We start from the raw sequence: 18619 nt of genomic DNA on the forward strand, positions 1-18619 counted from the left end.
GGGCGGTCAGAGCTGCGTCTTCAACGGCAGCGCCGCCCAGATGATCTTCCCGCCGCTCGCGGTGTGCTCGACGTCGCAGGTGCCGCCCGCCTCCTCGGTGATCACCTTGACCAGCAGCAGGCCCCGGCCGCCGGTCTGCGCGTAGTTCGTCTCCAGCGCGGTGGGGCGGTAGGGGTGGTTGTCCTCGACCGAGACTCTGACCCGGTCGGCGGCAAGGGCCACCTCGACGGCCAGCTCGGGCGAGAGGAGCGCCGCGTGCTTGACGGCGTTGGTGACCAGTTCCGAGACGATCAGCAGGAGTCCCTGGAGGATGTCGTCCTCGATCGGCACGCCCTGCCGGTCGAGGAGGTCACGTACGGCGTGCCGGGCGCTCGGCACGGACGCGTCCACGGCGGAGGTGGTGAAGCGCCATACCCCCTCGTACGGCACGGGGTCGGCAGGGGCACTCCCGAGGCTCTCCATCGTCCGGCACCAGCTCTCACTCGCACTGCACTGACCGTCGAGTAAAGAGTGTTGGGAACGGCCTGGTCCGGACCGTGGCACTGATCGGAAGTAGCCAGGTATCGGCGCCATTTGACCAAACATGCGCACCTCTGGCGTACCAGGGACTACTTCCGCTCGTCTTCTGGTGACGTGATCGACTCGTCCGGGGTCGGGGCAGTTTCATCGCGTTGCTCCGAGACCATGCTGACGATGCGTCGGCCGCCGACGCCGAAGGCGATCAGACCGAGCCCGTCGAACAGCAGGGCCAGCGAGAAGAAACAGCCGAGAACGTAGAGACTGCTGTGCGGCCAGTCGAACAGCACCAGCAGGCCCAGCAGCAGGCCGAAGGCTCCCTGCAGCAGCGTCCAGCCCATCTGCGGGCCGCGCACGACGATGCTGCCGACCAGCCGGAAGACCCCGCCGGTCAGGAAGAGCAGGGCGGCGAACATGGTCAGCGCCTCGGCCGTGCCCTCGGGGTGCTTGATGACGACGACGCCCGCGGCGATGTTGAGGGCCGCGACCACCACACCCAGCCAGAAGTAGTTCGTACCGCGTGACTCGATCGCGTGCAGCAGCCCGACCAGGCCGCCGACCAGCAGCAGCCAGCCGAAGAGCAGCATCGAGGTGAGCGTGGCGACGCCGGTGTAGACGAGGCCGATGACACCCGCGATCACCAGCAGCGTGCCGAGCAGCGCGAGTCGGCCGAAACTGCGGCTGAGCTTCCGGCCTTCGGCGGTGGCTTCGTTCATCGACGTCTCCTTACGGTGCGTGCCCGCCCCGCGACCCCTTCTTGATCATAGGTTCGAACCCCCCGGATAGCATCCGGCGCATGGACCGTACGCAACCCCGCCTGATCACGTCCGTCGAGCGCGGCGTCGCCACCGTCGTGATCGCGAACCCCGCCAAGCGCAACGCGATGACCACCGCGATGTGGCGGAGTCTGCCGGAGTCGCTGGAGCGGCTCGCGGCCGATCCGGCGGTCCGGGTGCTGGTGCTGACCGGAGCCGGGGACACCTTCTGCGCAGGTGCCGACATCTCCACCATCTCCACGGCGCCGGAGATCCCGGAGTCCGCCCAGGGTCTGGCGGTGCTGGCCGAGGAAGCGCTCGCCGCGTTCCCGCTGCCGACGCTTGCCGCGGTGCGCGGCTACTGCGTGGGCGGCGGCGGCCAGCTCGCGGCCGCCTGCGATCTGCGGTTCGCGGAGGAGGGGGCCTCCTTCGGGGTCACCCCGGCCAAGCTCGGCATCGTCTACCCCGCCTCCTCGACCCGGCGGCTGGTCGCCCTCGTCGGTCCGGCCACGGCCAAGCACCTGCTGTTCTCCGGCGAGCTGATCGGCACGGACCGGGCGCTGCGCACCGGCCTGGTCGACGAGGTGCTGCCCTCGGGTGGCCTGGACAAGCGGGTCGAGGAGTACGTACGGGTCCTGGCCTCCCGGTCCCTGCTCACCCAGGCCTCGACGAAGGAATTCGTCGCGGGCCGGACGGACCGGGACGCCCACTGGGCCCATGAGGCGCGGGGCAGCGGCGACACGGCTGAGGGCATCGCCGCCTTCCTGGAGCGGCGTGCACCCCGGTTCACCTGGACGACGGGCCCTACCGGGTGATGTGACGACTCTTGGCCCGCCATTCCTCGACGAGGGCCGCGGGGGCCTTCTCCGGCGACCCGCAGTCGTAGGGCGGTTGCGGGTCGTACTCCGTGAGCAGTTGCACCGAGCGCGCCACGTCGTCGCCCGCGATCCGGCCGAGCAGGGTCAGCCCCATATCGATGCCGGAGGAGACCCCGGCGGCGGTGACGTACTTACCGTCGAAGACGACGCGCTCCCCGGTGGGCTCGACGCCGAACTGCTTCAGCGTCTCCAACGCCAGCCAGTGCGAGGTGGCCCGCCTGTCCTTCAGGAGCCCGGCCGCGGCCAGCAGCAGCGAGCCGGTGCAGACGGAGGTCGTCCAGGTGCTGGTGGCGTCGACCGAGCGCAGCCAGCCGAGCAGGGCCTCGTTCTCCATCTGGTCGCTCTGGCCCGGGCCGCCCGGGACGATCACCAGGTCCGGGGAGGGCACCTCGGTGAGTGTCCTCTCCGCGACGAGCGTGAGGCTCCCCCGGTCGTTGCGGACGGGACCGGTCCGTTCGGCGACGAAGACGGGCTCGGCGCCGGGCGCACGTCCGAGGATCTCGTAGGGGCCCACCGCGTCCAGGGCGGTGAAACGGTCGAAGAGCAGGATGGCTATCTGCACGGGAACTGCCTCTCGGTTCGGTCGGTGGCGGTGCTGTCGGCGGTCGGCGGTCACGGTGGGCGTCGACCCCGAGGTCGGCGTCGGGGTGCTGGGTGATCCAGTGCTGGACCTCGCGCAGCGGTTCGCGCCGGGCGATCTGGACGCTGAGCTGGGCGCTGAACTGGGCCTGGTTTCCGGGACGGCGCAGGAACACCACGAGGTGCCGGGCGAGGTCCAGGGCGAGGTCCCGCCCGTGGTCCTCCTCGACGAGCGCGAGGGCGAGGTCGATGCCCGCGGTGACGCCCGCCGAGGTGGCCAGTCGCCCGTCCCGTACGTTCGAAGAGGACGACGAGCACGGTTCGCCGCATCACGTCGGCCATCCTGGGCGGTGGGCGACGATGGCCGCAATGACGAGTACCCCACCTTTCCTGCCATCCTCCCGCCCTCGACCCATACTGGACAGGTCCTGGACCCGCACGGGACCTGTTCCGAAGGATCGACCTGCTCCCCCAGGGTTCCGCGTCGTACCGACCAGTCGGTAGCGTGCTGGTATGAGTACTCTCCCGGCTCGCGCGGAGCGCCGCTGCCACAACGCCGTCAACCCTCTGCACTCCTGCCTCTTCTTCTCCCCCGACCTGGGTGCGGAGATGGCGAAGATCGGCATCGAGGACCCCGCCGCCGCCTACTTCGCGACCCGGGCCGCCGCGCTCGGCGCGGTGGGCGCGGGGACGGTCGGCGCCACCTTCTACAACTTCAACCCCGCGCTGGTGGCCCGCCACGTGCCCGCCGTCTGGGAGATGGCCTCCCCCGACGTGGTCCTCGGCGCCCGGATGCGGGCGGCGGACTCGACGCTGCGGCGGTTGCTCGGCGAGGAGATCATCGCCTCCGACGAGATGGCGGAGGCGGCCCGGCTCGCGTTGCGCGCCACTGAGGCCTGCACCCCGCACGCCCGCCCGCTGTACGCCGCGCACGCGGACCTGCCGGTGCCCGACGAACCGCACCTGGCGTTCTGGCACGCCGCGACCCTGCTGCGCGAGCACCGGGGCGACGCGCATCTCGCCGTCCTGCTCGCGGCCGGCCTGGACCCGCTCGAATCGCTCGTCAGCCACACGGCCACCGGCAAGGGCATGGCGATCGGCTGGGTCCTGTCCACCCGGGGCTGGCGCCGCACCGACTGGGAGGCGGCCTCCGACCGGCTGCGGCTGCGCGGTCTGCTCGACGCGGGCGAGGAAGCGGCGCTGACCGAGGCGGGCACGGCGCTGCGCGCGGAGATCGAGGAGGCGACGGACCGCATGGACACCGCCCCGTACGAACACCTGGGCGCGGAGGGCGTGGACCGCCTCACCGAACTCGCGCGCGGCTTCCTCTTCACGGCCGCCGCCGCGGGCGCCTTCCCGGCCTCGGCGACCGGCCGGGGCTGACCCGAGGATTGCCCCGGCGCCGCCGGGGGCCCCGGGCGTGTTGCCCGAGGTCACGCGACACGGCCCCCGGCCACCCGGCACAATGCAGACCAGGGGGGATGCCCCCCGGCAAGCAAGAACGTGCTCATTCGCGACACGAGCACGGCCAGCACAGCCAGTACGAGAAGGCGAGTCGGGAAAACCGTGACGACGTCCATCGAAGGCAGGATCGCCGAGGAGCTCGGCGTACGTGAGCGACAGGTCAGGGCGGCCGTCGAGTTGCTCGACGGCGGATCGACCGTGCCGTTCATCGCGCGCTACCGCAAGGAGGCGACCGAATCCCTCGACGATGCGCAGCTGCGCACCCTGGAGGAACGGCTGCGCTATCTGCGGGAGCTGGAGGAGCGGCGTACGTCGATCCTTGACTCCGTACGCGAACAGGGCAAGCTCGACGCGGCGCTGGAGGCGAGCATCCGGGCCGCCGAGACCAAGGCGCGCTTGGAGGACATCTACCTGCCGTTCAAGCCGAAGCGGCGGACGAAGGCGCAGATCGCCCGGGAGGCGGGGCTCGAACCACTGGCGGACGGCCTGCTCGGCGACCCGTCGGTCGATCCCCTCGCAGCGGCCGCCGCGTTCGTGGACGGCGACAAGGGAGTGGCGGACTCGGCCGCCGCCCTGGACGGGGCCCGGTCGATCCTCACCGAGCGGTTCTCCGAGGACGCCGACCTGACCGGCGAGCTGCGCGAACGCATGTGGACGCGCGGTCGGCTGGCGGCGAAGGTGCGCGAAGGCCAGGAGGAGGCCGGCGCGAAGTTCGCCGACTACTTCGACTTCGCTGAGCCGTTCACCGCACTGCCCTCGCACCGGGTGCTAGCGATGCTGCGCGGCGAGAAGGAGAACGTGCTCGACCTGGCCCTGGAACCGGAGGAGCCGCAGGCGGCCGAGCGGCCGGGCCCGTCCGCGTACGAGAACATGATCGCCCGCCGCTTCGAGATCGCCGACCGGGGCCGCCCCGGCGACAAGTGGCTCGGCGACACCGTGCGTTGGGCATGGCGGACCCGGATCCAGGTACACCTCGGCATCGACCTGCGGCTGCGGCTGCGCACGGCGGCGGAGGACGAGGCGGTGCGCGTCTTCGCCTCGAACCTGCGCGACCTGCTGCTCGCCGCCCCCGCCGGGACCCGGGCCACGCTGGGCCTGGACCCCGGATTCCGTACGGGGGTGAAGGTCGCGGTCGTCGACGCCACCGGCAAGGTGGTGGCCACCGATGTGATCCACCCGCACGTGCCCGCGAACAAGTGGGACCAGGCACTGGCGAAGCTCGCGCACCTCGCGAAGGAGCACACGGTCGACCTGATCGCGATCGGCAACGGCACGGCATCCCGTGAGACGGACAAGCTCGCCGGTGAACTGATCGACAGGCATCCGGAGTTGAAGCTCACCAAGGTGATGGTCTCGGAGGCGGGCGCCTCGGTGTACTCCGCCTCAGCATTCGCCTCGCAGGAACTGCCCGACATGGACGTGACGTTGCGCGGCGCCGTGTCCATCGCACGACGGCTCCAGGACCCGCTGGCCGAGCTGGTGAAGATCGACCCGAAGTCGATCGGCGTCGGGCAGTACCAGCACGACCTGTCCGAGGTGAAGCTGTCGCGTTCGCTGGACACGGTCGTCGAGGACTGTGTGAACGGGGTCGGTGTGGACGTCAACACCGCGTCGGCGCCGCTGCTTTCCCGCGTATCGGGCATCAGCTCGGGGCTCGCCGAGAACATCGTCGCCCACCGGGACTCCCACGGCCCCTTCCGGTCCCGCAAGGCCCTCAAGGACGTGGCGCGGCTCGGCCCGAAGGCGTACGAGCAGTGCGCGGGCTTCCTCCGGATCCGGGGCGGCGACGATCCGCTGGACGGTTCCAGCGTGCACCCCGAGGCCTACCCGGTGGTGCGGCGGATGGGGAAGAGCGCGGGTGGCGAGGTGGCCTCGCTGATCGGCAACGCGGAGACCCTGCGGGCGCTGCGCGCGGCGGACTTCGTGGACGACATGTTCGGGCTGCCGACCGTGACGGACATCCTCAAGGAGCTGGAGAAGCCGGGGCGCGACCCGCGCCCCGGCTTCCGGGCGGCGACCTTCAAGGAGGGCGTCGAGAAGCTCGGCGACCTGGAGCCCGGCATGGTGCTGGAAGGCGTGGTGACCAACGTGGCCGCGTTCGGCGCGTTCGTCGACGTCGGCGTCCACCAGGACGGCCTGGCGCACGTCTCGGCGCTGTCGAAGACGTTCGTGAAGGATCCGCGCGACGTCGTGAAGCCCGGGGACATCGTGAAGGTCAAGGTCATGGACGTCGACGTGGAGCGCAAGCGGATCTCGCTGACGCTGCGTCTTGACGACGAGCCCGGCGCGGGCGGCGGGCAGCAGGGCCGGGGCGAGCGGGGCGGCCGTCCCCCGAAGCAGCGCCAGGGGCAGAGCCAGGGACAGCCGTCCGGTGGCGGCCAGGGCCGGCAGGGCGGCGGCGGCAGGGACCGGCGCGACGGGGGCGGCGGCACGTCCCGGCAAGGCCAGGGCCAGGGGGGACCGGCTCCGGCGAACAGCGCGATGGCGGACGCGCTGCGGCGGGCCGGACTGACCAACCCGAAGCAGGGCGGCGGCCGGGGACGCTGAGCGAAGCGAGTGGGGACGGGTCGCCGCGTGCGGCCCGCCCCCGCCCCCGTAACTCCGCTCAGACTTCCTTGACCTGGCCGTCGGCCACCTCGATGCGGCGAGTCGTCCTGACCGCCTCCAGCATCCGACGGTCGTGCGTGACCAGCAACAGGGTGCCCGTGTACGTCTCCAGGGCCGCTTCCAGCTGCTCGATGGCGGGCAGGTCGAGGTGGTTCGTCGGCTCGTCGAGCACCAAGAGGTTGACGCCCCGGCCCTGGAGCAGGGCGAGGGCGGCGCGGGTGCGCTCCCCGGGCGACAGGCTGGTCGCCGGTCGCATCACGTGGTCGGCACGGAGGCCGAACTTGGCGAGCAGGGTGCGGACTTCGGCCGGTTCCGTATCGGGCACGGCCGCGCAGAAGGCGTCCAGCAGCGACTGCGCTCCGAGGAACAGCTTGCGGGCCTGGTCCACTTCGCCGACGACGACGCCCGAACCGAGCGTGGCGTTCCCGGAGTCCAGCGGCAGCCGCTCCAACAGGGCGGCCAGCAGGGTGGACTTGCCGGCGCCGTTGGCCCCGGTGATGGCGACCCGGTCCGCCCAGTCGATCTGGAGCGAGGCGGGGCCGAAGGAGAAGCCGCCGCGTACCGCACGAGCCTCGCGCAGGGTCGCGACGACGGATCCGGAGCGCGGGGCGGAGGCGATCTCCATCCGCAGCTCCCACTCCTTGCGCGGCTCCTCGACGACGTCGAGACGTTCGATCATGCGCTGGGTCTGCCGGGCCTTGGCGGCCTGCTTCTCGCTGGCCTCGCTGCGGGCGTTGCGGCCGAGCTTGTCGCCGTCGGTCGCCTTGCGGCGGGCGTTCTTGACGCCCTTGTCCATCCAGGAGCGCTGCATATGGCCGCGCGCCTCGAGGGACGCCTTCTTGTCGGCGTACTCCTCGAAGCCCTCCCGGGCATGCCGCCGGGCGGTCTCCCGCTCCTCCAGATAGGCCGCGTAGCCACCGCCGTACAGGTTGATCTGCTGCTGGGCGAGGTCCAGCTCCAGCACCTTGGTGACCGTGCGCATCAGGAACTCACGGTCGTGGCTGATGACGACGGTGCCCGCGCGCAGGCCGGACACGAAGCGCTCCAGGCGATCGAGTCCGTCGAGGTCGAGGTCGTTGGTGGGCTCGTCCAGCAGGAAGACGTCGTAGCGGGAGAGGAGCAGCGAGGCGAGTCCGGCGCGGGCGGCCTGGCCGCCGGAGAGCGCGGTCATGGGCCGGTCGAGGCCCACGGTCAGGCCCAGCTCGGCGGCGATCTGCCCGGCCCGTTCCTCCAGGTCCGCGCCGCCGAGGGCGAGCCAGCGCTCCAGGGACTCGGAGTACGCGTCGTCCGCGCCCGGGGCGCCCGCGACCAGGGCCTCGGTCGCCTCGTCCATCGCGCGCTGGGCGTCGGTGACGCCGGTGCGTCGGGCCAGGAACGCGGACACCGTCTCACCGTCCCGGCGCTCGGGCTCCTGCGGGAGGTGGCCGACGGTGGCGGTGGGCGGGGAGAGCCGCAGCTCGCCCTCCTCCGGGCGGTCGAGGCCGGCGAGCAGCCGGAGCAGGGAGGATTTGCCGGCGCCGTTGACTCCGACGAGACCGATCACGTCACCGGGGGCGACGACGAGGTCGAGCCCGGCGAAGAGCGTGCGGTCGCCGTGTCCGGCGGCGAGGTCCTTGGCGACGAGAGTGGCAGTCATCAGGGTGTCGATCCTAGTCGCCGGCACCCCGTGCCCCTTGCCCTGTACCCCTGGCCCCGGGTTTCCGGTTTCGGCTAGCGTCCGGGCAGCGACGGACCCGTACCGATGTGACAGGAGTGACCGTGATGGCGGATGTGATCGTGGTGGGCGGCGGAGTCATCGGCCTGACCACCGCTGTGACGCTGGCGGAGCGCGGACTGCGGGTGCGGGTCTGGTCACGCGATCCGGCCGGGGCGACGACGTCGGCGGTGGCGGGGGCCCTGTGGTGGCCGTACCGGATCGAGCCGGCGGAGCGGGTGGGCGACTGGTCGCTGGCGACGCTGGCGATCTACGAGGAGCTGGCGGGCGCCCCGGAGGAGACCGGCGTACGACGGGTGGCCGGGCTGCACGGCGGGGAGCGGCTCGCGGCGCTGGGTGACTGGTCGGCCGGACTGAGGGACGCCGTGGAGGTGCCCGAGGGGCTGCGGGTGACGCTGCCGCTGCTGGACATGCCTGTCCACCTGGCGTGGCTGGAGCGGCGGCTCGCGGCCGCCGGCGGTGCGGTGGAGCGGCGGGCGGTGACGGGGTTCGGCGAGGCGGCGGAGCGGAGCGGGGTGGTGGTGAACTGTACGGGGCTCGGGGCGCGCGAGCTGGTGCCCGACGCCGGGGTGCGGCCGGTGCGGGGGCAGTTGGTCGCGGTGGAGAACCCGGGGATCGAGGAGTGGTACACGGAGGCGGATCCGGCGTCGGCCGCGACGACGTACTTCTTCCCGCAGCCGGGTCGCCTGGTGCTGGGTGGTACGGCCGAGGCGGACGATCCGCGCACGGAGCCCGCCCCGGAGACGGCACGGGCGATCGTGGCGCGGTGTGCGCGGATCCGGCCGGAGATCGCCGGCGCCCGGGTGCTCGGACACCGGGTGGGGCTGCGGCCGGCGCGGGAGGCCGGGGTGCGGATCGAGGCGGAGGCGCTGCCGGGCGGCGGTCTGCTGGTGCACAACTACGGTCACGGTGGCGCGGGCGTGACCGTGGCCTGGGGATGCGCGCGGGCGGCGGCGGCGCTCGTGGGCTGACCGGGGGCCGCCGGGAGCGGGCCCGTGCGGATGGTGCGCGCGGACCTGCCGGGAGCGGGCCCGCCCGGTGGTATGCGGTACACGCCATGCCGGAGCCCACGACCGGTCGGCGGTCGCGGGCTCCGGCACGGGTACTGGCTACCGGCTACCGGCTACTGGCTACTGGCTACTGGCTACTGGTACGGAACGGATGGGCGGTTCCCCGGTCAGCCGGAGGAGCCCTTCTCCGTGGCCGTGGTGCCCGAACCGGTGGGGTCGGGCTTGTGGCGCTCGTCCGTGATGGTCCCGGGACCGATGCGGATCTCGAAGTCGCCGTCGTACTTGGCGTGCCCCTCGATCACCGCGGACTCGACCGCCTCCACGCCGAACTCCTGCCGGACGATCTGCGGGTCCTTGCGCAGGTCCCGCATCAGGGCCACGCACATGCCGAGCATCACGATGGTGAAGGGGGCGGCGACCAGGATGGTGAGGTTCTGGAGCCCGGCCAGCGCGTCGCCCTGACCGTCCCCGATGAGGAGCATGATCGCGGCGACGGCACCGGTGACGACGCCCCAGAAGATGATCACCCAACGGCCCGGCTCCAGAACGCCCTTCTGCGAGAGCGTGCCCATGACGATCGATGCGGCGTCCGCCCCGGAGACGAAGAAGATGCCCACCAGAACCATCACCAGGATGCTCATCACCGTGGCGATCGGGAACTCCTGGAGGACTCCGAAGAGCTGCGCCTCGGGAGTGTCCGCACCCGCGAGCTTGCCCGCCTCGTCCAGCCTCATGGCCGAGCCGCCGAAGACGGCGAACCAGATGAGGCTGACCGTGCTGGGCACCAGGATGACGCCGCCGACGAACTGACGGATCGTCCGGCCCCGGCTGATCCTGGCGATGAACATACCGACGAAGGGCGTCCAGGAGATCCACCAGGCCCAGTAGAAGACCGTCCAGCTGCCTAGCCAGTCGGCCACGGCACTGCCGCCGGTCGCCTCCGTGCGTCCGACGAGCTGTCCCAGGTCGCTCACGTAGGCCCCGATGGACGTGGGCAGCAGGTCGAGCATGAAGATCGTGGGTCCGGCGATGAACACGAACAGGACGAGAACCAGCGCCAGCACCATGTTGGTGTTGGAGAGCCACTGGATGCCCTTCTCCACGCCGGACACCGCGGAGATGACGAAGCAGACCGTCAGTACGGCGATGATCGCGATGAGGAGACCGGTGCCGGTCTTCTCCATCCAGTTCAGTTCCTCGAAGCCGCTGCCGATCTGGAGCGCGCCAAGGCCGAGGGAGGCGGCCGAGCCGAACAGCGTCGCGAAGATGGCCAGGATGTCGATGAAACGGCCGAAACCTCCGTGGGCGTGCCGCTCGCCGATCAGCGGCACGAAGACGGCGCTGATCGTCTGCCGCCGGCGCCGCCGATAGGTGCTGTAGGCGATGGCGAGCCCGACGACCGCGTAGATGGCCCAGGGATGCAGGGTCCAGTGGAAGAGCGTGGTGGCCATCGCCGTCTGCATGGCCTCGGCGGCGTCGGCGGGGTCGGTGCCCGGCGGCGGGGTACGGAAGTGGGCGAGCGGCTCGCTCACGCCGTAGAACATCAAGCCGATGCCCATGCCCGCGCTGAACATCATCGCGACCCAGGAGACGGTCCGGAACTCCGGTTCCTCGCCCTCCTGGCCCAGGCAGATCTTGCCGTACCGGCTGACCGCCAGCCAGAGCGCGAAGATGACGAAGCCGGTGGCGGCGAGCATGAAGGCCCAGCCGCCGTTGTGGATCAGCCCGTCGAGCAGCTTGCTGGAAACGTTCTGCAAGGAGTCGGTGGCGGTCGCCCCCCATACGACGAAGGCCAGCGTGAGGACCGCGGTGACGCCGAACACCACTCGATCGGTGGTGGGAGTCCTGGCACCGACCGGTTCGGGGGGAAGATCAGCCGTGACCGACAGCGCTTCCCGCCCGTCCGTCGTCTGGTCGTCCTGGGACACTGATGGCACCTTTCACCGAGTCTGAAAAACGCTCCTTCTAGGCAGTACCACACCTGCCCGAAATCCCGAAGGATCAACAAACGGTTCTTGCTTGACCGCTTGTGAGGTGAAATGTCGCCCGCTGATCGAGAAGGAGAGGAATCAGGTTACGGGCAAATTGACGCAAAGGCACAAATGCGCCATCCCCGTCCGGTCGGGACCGGACACCGTGCAGAGCCAGCCGATCCTTCACCGCCGCGTACTGGGCCGCGTCCAGCCGGTAGCCGCACGGCGGGTCGGCGAGGATCTCGGCGGGCTCGGCCGGGTCGTTGTCGGCGCCGCCGAGGTACACCGGCCCCCGGTCCGCGAGGCCGGTCAGGCGCGCGAGGGCGGTGGCGCTCCGGAGCCGGGCGCGCTGCTCGTCGGTGAAGGCGAGGAGACCGCCGAGCGCGGTCTGCTGGGAGTGGACCCTGCGCCGGTGGTTGAGTGCCTGATCCACCTTCTCCGCGTCGCTCAGCGCGTCGATCCGGGACTCGATGAGCAGGCCGACGGCGTGTTTGAGTCCGGAGGTGTTGCGCAGGATGCGCTCCTGGCCGTCGCCGGCGACCTGCTTGACGGGCTCCCCGGTGGCCGGATCGGTCCAGATGCCGTAGTGGCCGCTGCTGTAGCCGCCCGCCGTCGCGGCGGGGCGGACGTACCGCTCGGAGAGGGTACGCGAGACCTCGTGCACCCGGTCGTCGACGTTGAGGTTCCGTGGCCACAGCGCGAAGAGGTCCTTGCTGTAGTAGGGCGGGGTCGCGCCGTACTCGTGCAAGTCGTAGATCACCTGGGGCCGTTCGTCGCGTACGACGGTGGCGAGGGCCCGCGCCTCGGCGGTCTCCAGGGCGATGTGGTCGCGGTTGACGTCGACCCCGTCGGCGTTGCCGCGGGTGTCGGCGGCACGTCCGTCGGGGTTGGCCGTGGGCAGCACCAGCAGGGTCGTACGGGCCAGGAAGGCGCGGGTCGCCCGGTCCTCGGCGAACGCCAGGTCACGGATGGTGGTCAGACAGGCCTCGCGCCCCGCGGGCTCGTCACCGTGCTGGCTGCAGACCAGGAGCACCGTGGTGGCCCCGGGGCGCTCCTGGCCGACGCGTACGAGCCGCAGGGGCCGGCCCTGACCGGTCGTGCCGACGCGGTCCACGGCGACCCGGTCGCTCCCCCGGTCCACCGCGGCGAGGAAGGACCGCTCCTCCGCCTCGCCGGTCCAGCGGTCCCCCTCACTCGTCTCGAACCCGGTGCGTGGCGGGCGGTGCGCGGCCTCGGCGGGCGCGATGGCCAACGGGAGGGCCAGGCCGAGGAGCGTCGCCGCCACGGCCGTCCGGCGCAACGCCTTCGCCCCGCGGCGCGCGGGCGCGGACTGCGGCCGGGCGGAGCCGGTGACCGGGGCGAGCCACGGATGCGGGCTGAGCACGCGGAGCGCACGAACGATGCGAGGGGTCATCAGCGACTACCTCCGGAACATGGGGGGCGGGCGCCGTGACGCCCGTCCGGCTGTCGACGATGTGCGGACGTTACCCCGGTCAACTCCCGTGCGACAGGGGTCGATCACCACTGTCGTAGGGGCCGCCCGTGACGGCGAAATGGCGATCGTGTGACAGGAGTTCCCGAAAGGGCCCGCCCCGCTCCGGCTGGTGCGTAGCCTCGTGACGACCGGTCGGAAGATCATCCGACCCGACCATGTGGAGTTTGCGTGCACCGCAGATTCATCGTCCCCAGCGCACTGGCGGCCACCCTTCTGCTGGCGATCCCGGCAGCGGCCTCACCGGGCACCGTGGGCGCCCCGGGTATCGGCGACCCCTACTACCCGGCCAGCGGAAACGGTGGCTATGACGTGTCCCACTACGACCTGCGGCTGAAGTACCGGCCGACGACCGACCTGCTGGAGGGCACGGCGACGATACTCGCCACCACCACGCAGGAGCTGTCCCGCTTCAACCTCGACTTCGGACTCGACGTCTCCGAGGTGCGGGTGAACGGCAGGAAGGCCCGGTTCGCCACGAGCGGCGACCACGAACTGGAGATCACCCCGGCGGCCCCCCTGACGAAGGGCAAGGACGTCTCCGTCGTCGTCCGGTACGCCGGGAAGCCCTCCGAGCTGAAGATCAACGGCTGGACCGCGTGGGCGCGGACCCCGGACGGCGGTGTCGCCGCGCAGGAGCCGGAGTCGGCCGTGTGGTGGTACCCGAGCAACGACCATCCGCTGGACAAGGCGACCTACGACGTGTCGGTCTCGGTCCCGGACGGCACCCAGGCGATCAGCAACGGGGTTCTCCGGTCGCAGAGTTCGAAGCTCGGCTGGACCCGCTTCAACTGGCGCTCCGACAAGCCGCAGGCGACCTATCTGACGACGCTCGCCATCGGCAGGTTCGACATCACGACCGACAGGACCGCCGACGGCCTGCCGGTCCTCAACGCCTACAGCAAGGACCTCGGCGCCAACACCGGTGCGGCCCGCGCGAGCATCGAGCGGACCACCGAGGTCGCCGAGTGGCTGACCGAGGTGTTCGGCCCCTACCCGTTCAACGCGCTGGGCGGTTACGTGCCGAACGTGACGAGCGGCTTCGCCCTGGAGACCCAGACCAGGCCCTTCTACAGCCCGAAGCAGTTCGCGAACGGCGCCAACGTCTCCGTCGTCGTGCACGAGCTGGCCCACCAGTGGTACGGCGACAGTGTCTCGGTCGACGGCTGGAAGGACATCTGGATCAACGAGGGCTTCGCCCGCTACAGCCAGTGGCTCTGGTCGGAGAAGGAGGGCGAGGGCACCACGCAGGAGCTGGCGGACTACACGTATGCCCAGCACCCGGCCGACGACCCGTTCTGGAAGGTGAAGCCGGGCGACCCGGGCCCGGACGACCAGTTCGACATCGCCGTCTACGACCGGGGGGCGCTGACGCTCCAGGCGCTGCGCAACGAGGTGGGCGACGACACCTTCTTCGAGCTGCTGAAGGGCTGGCCGGCCGAGCACGCGTACGGGAACGCGAACGTCGGAGACTTCGTCCGGTACGCGGAGCGGGTCTCGGGCCGGCCGCTCGCCGCGCTCTTCGACACCTGGCTCTACCAGCCGTCGCGGCCCCCGCTTCCGGCCGCGGCCGACGCGGGTGTCGGCGAGGCCGCGCTGTCGGCGCGGACGGCGGCGCGGGTCGAGCGCCCCGCATCCTGGCAGAAGATCGCGGCGACGAACACCGTGCACGACCGCGGCGACCGCGGCGACGAAGCCGGCCGGGGGCACGCGGGTCACGGCCACCCCTGACATGTCCCGGGGCGTCGGAACGGCGGGCGTTGAGCCGTTCCGTTCCGACGCGCCTCGGCGGCGCGGGCGTCGTGTCCCGCCGTACGCGACGCGGGCGTCGTGTCCCGCCGTACGCGACGCGGCGCGGGCCGCGTGCTGGTACACGGGGAAGCCGGTGGCATGCACCCAGACATGGTCGGCGGGCGTCAGGGCGTGGTCCCGGCGGGCCTGCCGTGCGCTGCCCGTCCCCTGCCCATCCATGATCCCTCGTCCTCCGGAGAACCGGGGGTCGGGGACCGCCGGCCGCCCTGTCAGTCGTGGTCGTACACCGTCACCGGTAGGCCGGCGGATATCAGGCGTCGCTCGACCAGCGGTTCGATCCTGGCCCACGTGCCGCCCGCGAGCCCACAGCCGATCCGGGGCATATGGACCGAGGCCCCCAGCTCGCCCGCCGTGACGGCCACCTCGCCGAGCGCCGCGTCGATCGCCTCGTACCGCACGGGCGCCCCTTTGCTGCCGGTGCGCATACCCCGCTGGCCGACCGTGTTGGCCACCCAGAGGCAGGGCTCCACCCGCACGAACTGCGCCGCGCCCAGCGCGAAGTCGTTGCCCGCGCGCTCCCGGTGCCAGCGCCGGTAGGCGGCCTCGGGCTCCGGCCAGCGGCGGGAGAGGGCCAGGACGAAACCCTTGCCCCAGCCGCCGAGGTCATTGCAGACGTGGACGATCACCTTGACGCCCTTGCCCTGCGGAGCGGTGGCGTCCCCCCGCACATAGTTGATCTCCGTCATTCCCTCACCGTACGGGCCGCTACTGACAACGGGGCCGGGGTGGACGGCGGGGCGATGGTGCCGGAGACTTTCACAGTAATGGTGAGACAGCGGCACTGTCCGACACGAGGGTTCGACGGCGGGGAGCAGAGATGGCGACGGGGACCGACGAGCCGACGTTCACGGTGGACGAGCTGGCGGCGCGTGCCGGGGTCACCGTGCGCACCGTGCGGTTCTACAGCACCCGGGGCCTGTTGCCGCCCCCGGTCATCGGGCCCCGCCGGGTCGGACACTACGGGCCTGACCATCTCTCGCGGCTCGCGCTGATCGAGGAGCTCCAGCAGCAGGGCATGACGCTGGCGGCGATCGAACGCTATCTGGAACAGTTGCCGCCCGACCTGAGCGCCCACGATCTGGCGATCCACCGGGCGCTGGTCGCGTCCTGGGCGCCGGACCGGACCGAGGACCTCTCCCGGGCCGAGCTGGAGCGGCGGGCCGGGCGGGCGCTGTCGGAGGCGGACGTGGAGCGGCTGGCGGCGATGGGCGTGCTGGTCCGGCCGCAGGAGCCCGGCGGGCGGCACCGGGTGGACCTGGGGCTGTTGCGGCTCGGGGTGGAGCTGCTGGACATGCCGATCGCGCACGAGACGATCCTGGCGGCGCGGACGGTTCTGCTGGAGCACACCCGCTCGGCCGCCCAGGAGATGACCCGGCTGTTCCGGGACGAGGTGTGGAACCCCTATCGGGAGCGCGAGGGCGACCCGGAGCATGTGGCGGCGATGAAGTCGCTGTCCGCCGATATGCAGCCGATCGTGGTGCAGGCACTGGTGACGGCTTTTCAGCGATCGTTGAAGGAGGAGCTGCGGGCCGCGTTCACCGCCGAGTGACGGTGAACACGGCCCGTTCGGGCCGTCAGTCGTGGAAGGTCTCGCCCTTCTCCGCCTTCTCCACCAGCAGGGCGGGCGGCAGGAAGCGGTCGCCGTAACGCTCGGCGAGTTCGCGGGCGCGGGCCACGAAGCCGGGCAGACCGCCCTCGTACCCGTTGATGTACTGGAGGACGCCGCCGGTCCACGGCGGGAAGCCGATGCCCATGATGGAGCCGATGTTGGCGTCGGCGACGGAGATGAGGACGTTCTCCCCCAGGCAGCGGACACTGTCCAGGGCCTCGGAGAAGAGCATCCGCTCCTTCATGTCCTCGAAGGGCACATCGGCGTCGGGATTCGTGCTGTGCTTGCCCGGGGGGCGACTTCCAGAACCCCCGAAATGCTCGCGCAGCCCGGGCCAGAGGCCGACGCGCCTGCCGTCCTCGTCGTAGTCGTAGAAGCCCGCTCCCCCGCTGCGCCCCGGGCGGCCGAACTCGTCGACCATCCGGTCGATGACCTCGTCGGAGGGGTGGCCGGGCCAGCTGCCTCCGGCCTCCTCCACCGCACGCTTCGTCTCGTCGCGGATCTTGCGCGGCAGGGTCAGGGTCAGCTCGTCCATCAGGGAGAGCACCTTGGCCGGGTAGCCGGACTGGGCGGCGGCCTGCTCGATCGACGCGGGCTCCACGCCCTCGCCGACCATGGCGACGCCCTCGTTGATGAACTGGCCGATGACGCGCGAGGTGAAGAAGCCACGCGAGTCGTTGACGACGATCGGCGTCTTCTTGATGCGGCGCACCAGGTCGAAGGCGCGGGCGAGCGCCTCGTCGCCGGTGCGCTCGCCCTTGATGATCTCGACGAGGGGCATCTTGTCGACAGGCGAGAAGAAGTGCAGCCCGATGAAGTCGACGGGGCGCGAGACCCCTTCGGCGAGGACCGTGATCGGGAGGGTGGAGGTGTTGGAGCAGAGCAGCGCGTCCGGCTCGATGACGTCCCTGATCTCCTGGAACACCTGGTGCTTGAGGGCGGTGTCCTCGAAGACCGCCTCGATGACCGCGTCGCAGCCCGCGAGGTCGGCAGCGTCGCCGGTGGGGGTGATCCGGGCCAGCAGTTCGTCGCGCTTCGCCTCGGTCGTCCGGCCCCGGGAGAGCGCCTTGGCGAGAAGTTTCTCGCTGTACGCCTTGCCCTTGGCGGCCGTCTCGCTGGAGACGTCCTTGAGGACGACCTCGATCCCGGCCTTGGCGCAGGAGTAGGCGATGCCCGCGCCCATCATCCCGGCGCCGAGGACGGCGACCTTGCGGACGGGCCGCTCGGGGATGCTCTTGGGGCGGTTGGCACCGGAGTTGACGGCCTGGAGGTCGAAGAAGAACGCCTGGATCATGTTCTTGGAGACCTGGCCGGTGACCAGCTCGGTGAAGTACCGGGCCTCGATGGTCAGGGCTGTCTCGAAGTCGACCTGGGAGCCTTCGACCGCCGCCGCCAGGATGTTGCGCGGCGCGGGCATCGGCGCGCCCGCGAGCTGCTTCTTCAGGTTGGCCGGGAAGGCGGGCAGGTTGGCGGCGAAGCGCGGGTGGGACGGGGTGCCGCCGGGGATCTTGTAGCCCTTGACGTCCCAGGGCTGCTGGGACTCGGGGTGGGCGTCGATGAAGGCGCGGGCCTTCTCGGTCATCTCCTCGCGGGTGGCGGCGACTTCGTGGACGAGACCGTTCTCCAGCGCCCGCCGCGGGGTGTACTGGGTGCCCTGGAGCAGCACCTTGAGCAGGGCGTCGGCGATGCCCATGAGACGTACGGTCCGGGTGACGCCACCGCCCGCCGGGAGCAGGCCGAGAGTGACCTCGGGCAGGCCGATGCGGGAGCCGGGGGCGTCGAGGGCGACGCGGTGGTGGGAGGCGAGCGCGATCTCGTAACCGCCGCCGAGGGCAGCGCCGTTGATGGCGGCGACGACGGGCTTGCCGAGGGTCTCGATGCGGCGGAGCGAGGCCTTGATGGCATTGCCGGCGTCGAAGGCGTCCTGGGCGTTCTCCGGGCCGACCTTGATCATGTCCTTGAGGTCGCCGCCCGCGAAGAAGGTCTTCTTGGCGGAGGTGTAGATGATGCCGCGGATGGAGTCCTTCTCCGCCTCGGCGCGGTCCGCGACGGCGGCGATGGAGTCCTTGAAGGCCTGGTTCATCGTGTTGGCCGACTGGTTCGGGTCGTCAAGGACGAGAGTGACGACGCCGGTCTCGTCCTGTTCCCAGCGGATGGTGGTGCTGTCGGTCATGTCGGTGTCTTCTCCGTGAGCGAAGGTGGCCGGGACG

14 protein-coding genes and 1 pseudogene are annotated in these 18619 nt (G+C 71.2%); 6 read left to right on the forward strand and 9 right to left on the reverse strand.

Annotated elements, in window-relative coordinates:
• Positions 1–6: 6 nt before the first annotated feature.
• Both ACZ60Q_RS31930 and ACZ60Q_RS31935 read right to left on the reverse strand, forming a co-directional pair.
• Positions 7–462, reverse strand: coding sequence for an ATP-binding protein (locus ACZ60Q_RS31930; RefSeq protein ID WP_469641045.1), 456 nt, complete (start codon positions 460–462; stop codon positions 7–9).
• 146 nt (positions 463–608) lie between these two features.
• Entirely contained in the window at positions 609–1232 is a 624-nt protein-coding gene (locus ACZ60Q_RS31935; RefSeq protein ID WP_469641046.1) for an HdeD family acid-resistance protein, read from the reverse strand.
• Positions 1233–1312: 80 nt separating this feature from the next.
• Between ACZ60Q_RS31935 and ACZ60Q_RS31940 the strand changes: the two genes are divergently transcribed.
• Entirely contained in the window at positions 1313–2086 is a 774-nt protein-coding gene (locus ACZ60Q_RS31940) for an enoyl-CoA hydratase/isomerase family protein (RefSeq protein ID WP_469641047.1), read from the forward strand.
• Here the strand turns inward: ACZ60Q_RS31940 and ACZ60Q_RS31945 are convergent.
• Together ACZ60Q_RS31945 and ACZ60Q_RS31950 are read right to left on the reverse strand one after the other, a co-directional pair.
• The gene (locus tag ACZ60Q_RS31945; protein ID WP_469641048.1) at positions 2076–2711 is read right to left on the reverse strand and encodes a DJ-1/PfpI family protein; all 636 of its coding nucleotides are present in this window, start codon (positions 2709–2711) and stop codon (positions 2076–2078) included. The genes ACZ60Q_RS31940 and ACZ60Q_RS31945 overlap by 11 nt on opposite strands.
• Before the next feature lie 58 nt (positions 2712–2769).
• Positions 2770–3024, reverse strand: a pseudogene (locus tag ACZ60Q_RS31950) (GlxA family transcriptional regulator); the annotation flags it as partial.
• Between the two features lie 217 nt (positions 3025–3241).
• On the opposite strand from ACZ60Q_RS31950, the gene ACZ60Q_RS31955 reads away from it, so the two are divergent.
• Positions 3242–4111: an SCO6745 family protein gene (locus ACZ60Q_RS31955; RefSeq protein WP_469641049.1), complete on the forward strand. Its 870-nt coding sequence runs from the start codon at positions 3242–3244 to the stop codon at positions 4109–4111.
• Between the two features lie 183 nt (positions 4112–4294).
• Entirely contained in the window at positions 4295–6739 is a 2445-nt protein-coding gene (locus ACZ60Q_RS31960) for a Tex family protein (protein ID WP_469641050.1), read from the forward strand.
• 58 nt (positions 6740–6797) lie between these two features.
• Here the strand turns inward: ACZ60Q_RS31960 and ACZ60Q_RS31965 are convergent, their stop codons facing one another.
• A complete protein-coding gene (locus tag ACZ60Q_RS31965) occupies positions 6798–8435 on the reverse strand; it encodes an ABC-F family ATP-binding cassette domain-containing protein (RefSeq protein WP_469641051.1) in 1638 nt (545 codons plus the stop codon).
• A gap of 125 nt (positions 8436–8560) precedes the next feature.
• Between ACZ60Q_RS31965 and ACZ60Q_RS31970 the strand changes: the two genes are divergently transcribed.
• Complete coding sequence (locus tag ACZ60Q_RS31970) at positions 8561–9484, forward strand: FAD-dependent oxidoreductase (protein WP_469641052.1); 924 nt, start codon at positions 8561–8563, stop codon at positions 9482–9484.
• A 206-nt stretch (positions 9485–9690) separates the two neighbouring features.
• On the opposite strand, the gene ACZ60Q_RS31975 is transcribed toward ACZ60Q_RS31970, so the two are convergent.
• Both ACZ60Q_RS31975 and ACZ60Q_RS31980 read right to left on the reverse strand, forming a co-directional pair.
• Complete coding sequence (locus ACZ60Q_RS31975) at positions 9691–11451, reverse strand: BCCT family transporter (RefSeq protein ID WP_469641053.1); 1761 nt, start codon at positions 11449–11451, stop codon at positions 9691–9693.
• Positions 11452–11524: 73 nt separating this feature from the next.
• Positions 11525–12910, reverse strand: a complete 1386-nt coding sequence (locus ACZ60Q_RS31980; RefSeq protein ID WP_469641054.1) for a M14 family metallopeptidase — start codon at positions 12908–12910, stop codon at positions 11525–11527.
• Positions 12911–13159: 249 nt separating this feature from the next.
• On the opposite strand from ACZ60Q_RS31980, the gene ACZ60Q_RS31985 reads away from it, so the two are divergent.
• Positions 13160–14719 (forward strand): M1 family metallopeptidase, encoded by a 1560-nt coding sequence (locus ACZ60Q_RS31985; protein ID WP_469641055.1) that lies wholly within the window; start codon positions 13160–13162, stop codon positions 14717–14719.
• 290 nt (positions 14720–15009) lie between these two features.
• On the opposite strand, the gene ACZ60Q_RS31990 is transcribed toward ACZ60Q_RS31985, so the two are convergent.
• Complete coding sequence (locus ACZ60Q_RS31990; protein WP_469641056.1) at positions 15010–15486, reverse strand: macro domain-containing protein; 477 nt, start codon at positions 15484–15486, stop codon at positions 15010–15012.
• Positions 15487–15617: 131 nt separating this feature from the next.
• Here ACZ60Q_RS31990 and ACZ60Q_RS31995 point away from each other — a divergent pair, with 131 nt between their 5' ends.
• Complete coding sequence (locus tag ACZ60Q_RS31995; RefSeq protein ID WP_469641057.1) at positions 15618–16349, forward strand: MerR family transcriptional regulator; 732 nt, start codon at positions 15618–15620, stop codon at positions 16347–16349.
• 25 nt (positions 16350–16374) lie between these two features.
• Here the strand turns inward: ACZ60Q_RS31995 and ACZ60Q_RS32000 are convergent, their stop codons facing one another.
• Positions 16375–18582, reverse strand: a complete 2208-nt coding sequence (locus ACZ60Q_RS32000; protein ID WP_469641058.1) for a 3-hydroxyacyl-CoA dehydrogenase NAD-binding domain-containing protein — start codon at positions 18580–18582, stop codon at positions 16375–16377.
• Between the last annotated feature and the right edge of the window lie 37 nt (positions 18583–18619).

This window comes from Streptomyces sp. NPDC104313, assembly GCF_055583985.1.

What these genes read in the sequence shown, in the direction of transcription:
- ACZ60Q_RS31930 (WP_469641045.1), bottom strand. Translation starts at nt 462, where the DNA reads ATGGAGAGCCTCGGGAGTGCCCCTGCCGACCCCGTGCCGTACGAGGGG.
- ACZ60Q_RS31935 (WP_469641046.1), bottom strand. Translation starts at nt 1,232, where the DNA reads ATGAACGAAGCCACCGCCGAAGGCCGGAAGCTCAGCCGCAGTTTCGGC.
- ACZ60Q_RS31940 (WP_469641047.1), top strand. Translation starts at nt 1,313, where the DNA reads ATGGACCGTACGCAACCCCGCCTGATCACGTCCGTCGAGCGCGGCGTC.
- ACZ60Q_RS31955 (WP_469641049.1), top strand. Translation starts at nt 3,242, where the DNA reads ATGAGTACTCTCCCGGCTCGCGCGGAGCGCCGCTGCCACAACGCCGTC.
- ACZ60Q_RS31965 (WP_469641051.1), bottom strand. Translation starts at nt 8,435, where the DNA reads ATGACTGCCACTCTCGTCGCCAAGGACCTCGCCGCCGGACACGGCGAC.
- ACZ60Q_RS31970 (WP_469641052.1), top strand. Translation starts at nt 8,561, where the DNA reads ATGGCGGATGTGATCGTGGTGGGCGGCGGAGTCATCGGCCTGACCACC.
- ACZ60Q_RS31980 (WP_469641054.1), bottom strand. Translation starts at nt 12,910, where the DNA reads ATGACCCCTCGCATCGTTCGTGCGCTCCGCGTGCTCAGCCCGCATCCG.
- ACZ60Q_RS31990 (WP_469641056.1), bottom strand. Translation starts at nt 15,486, where the DNA reads ATGACGGAGATCAACTATGTGCGGGGGGACGCCACCGCTCCGCAGGGC.
- ACZ60Q_RS31995 (WP_469641057.1), top strand. Translation starts at nt 15,618, where the DNA reads ATGGCGACGGGGACCGACGAGCCGACGTTCACGGTGGACGAGCTGGCG.
- ACZ60Q_RS32000 (WP_469641058.1), bottom strand. Translation starts at nt 18,582, where the DNA reads ATGACCGACAGCACCACCATCCGCTGGGAACAGGACGAGACCGGCGTC.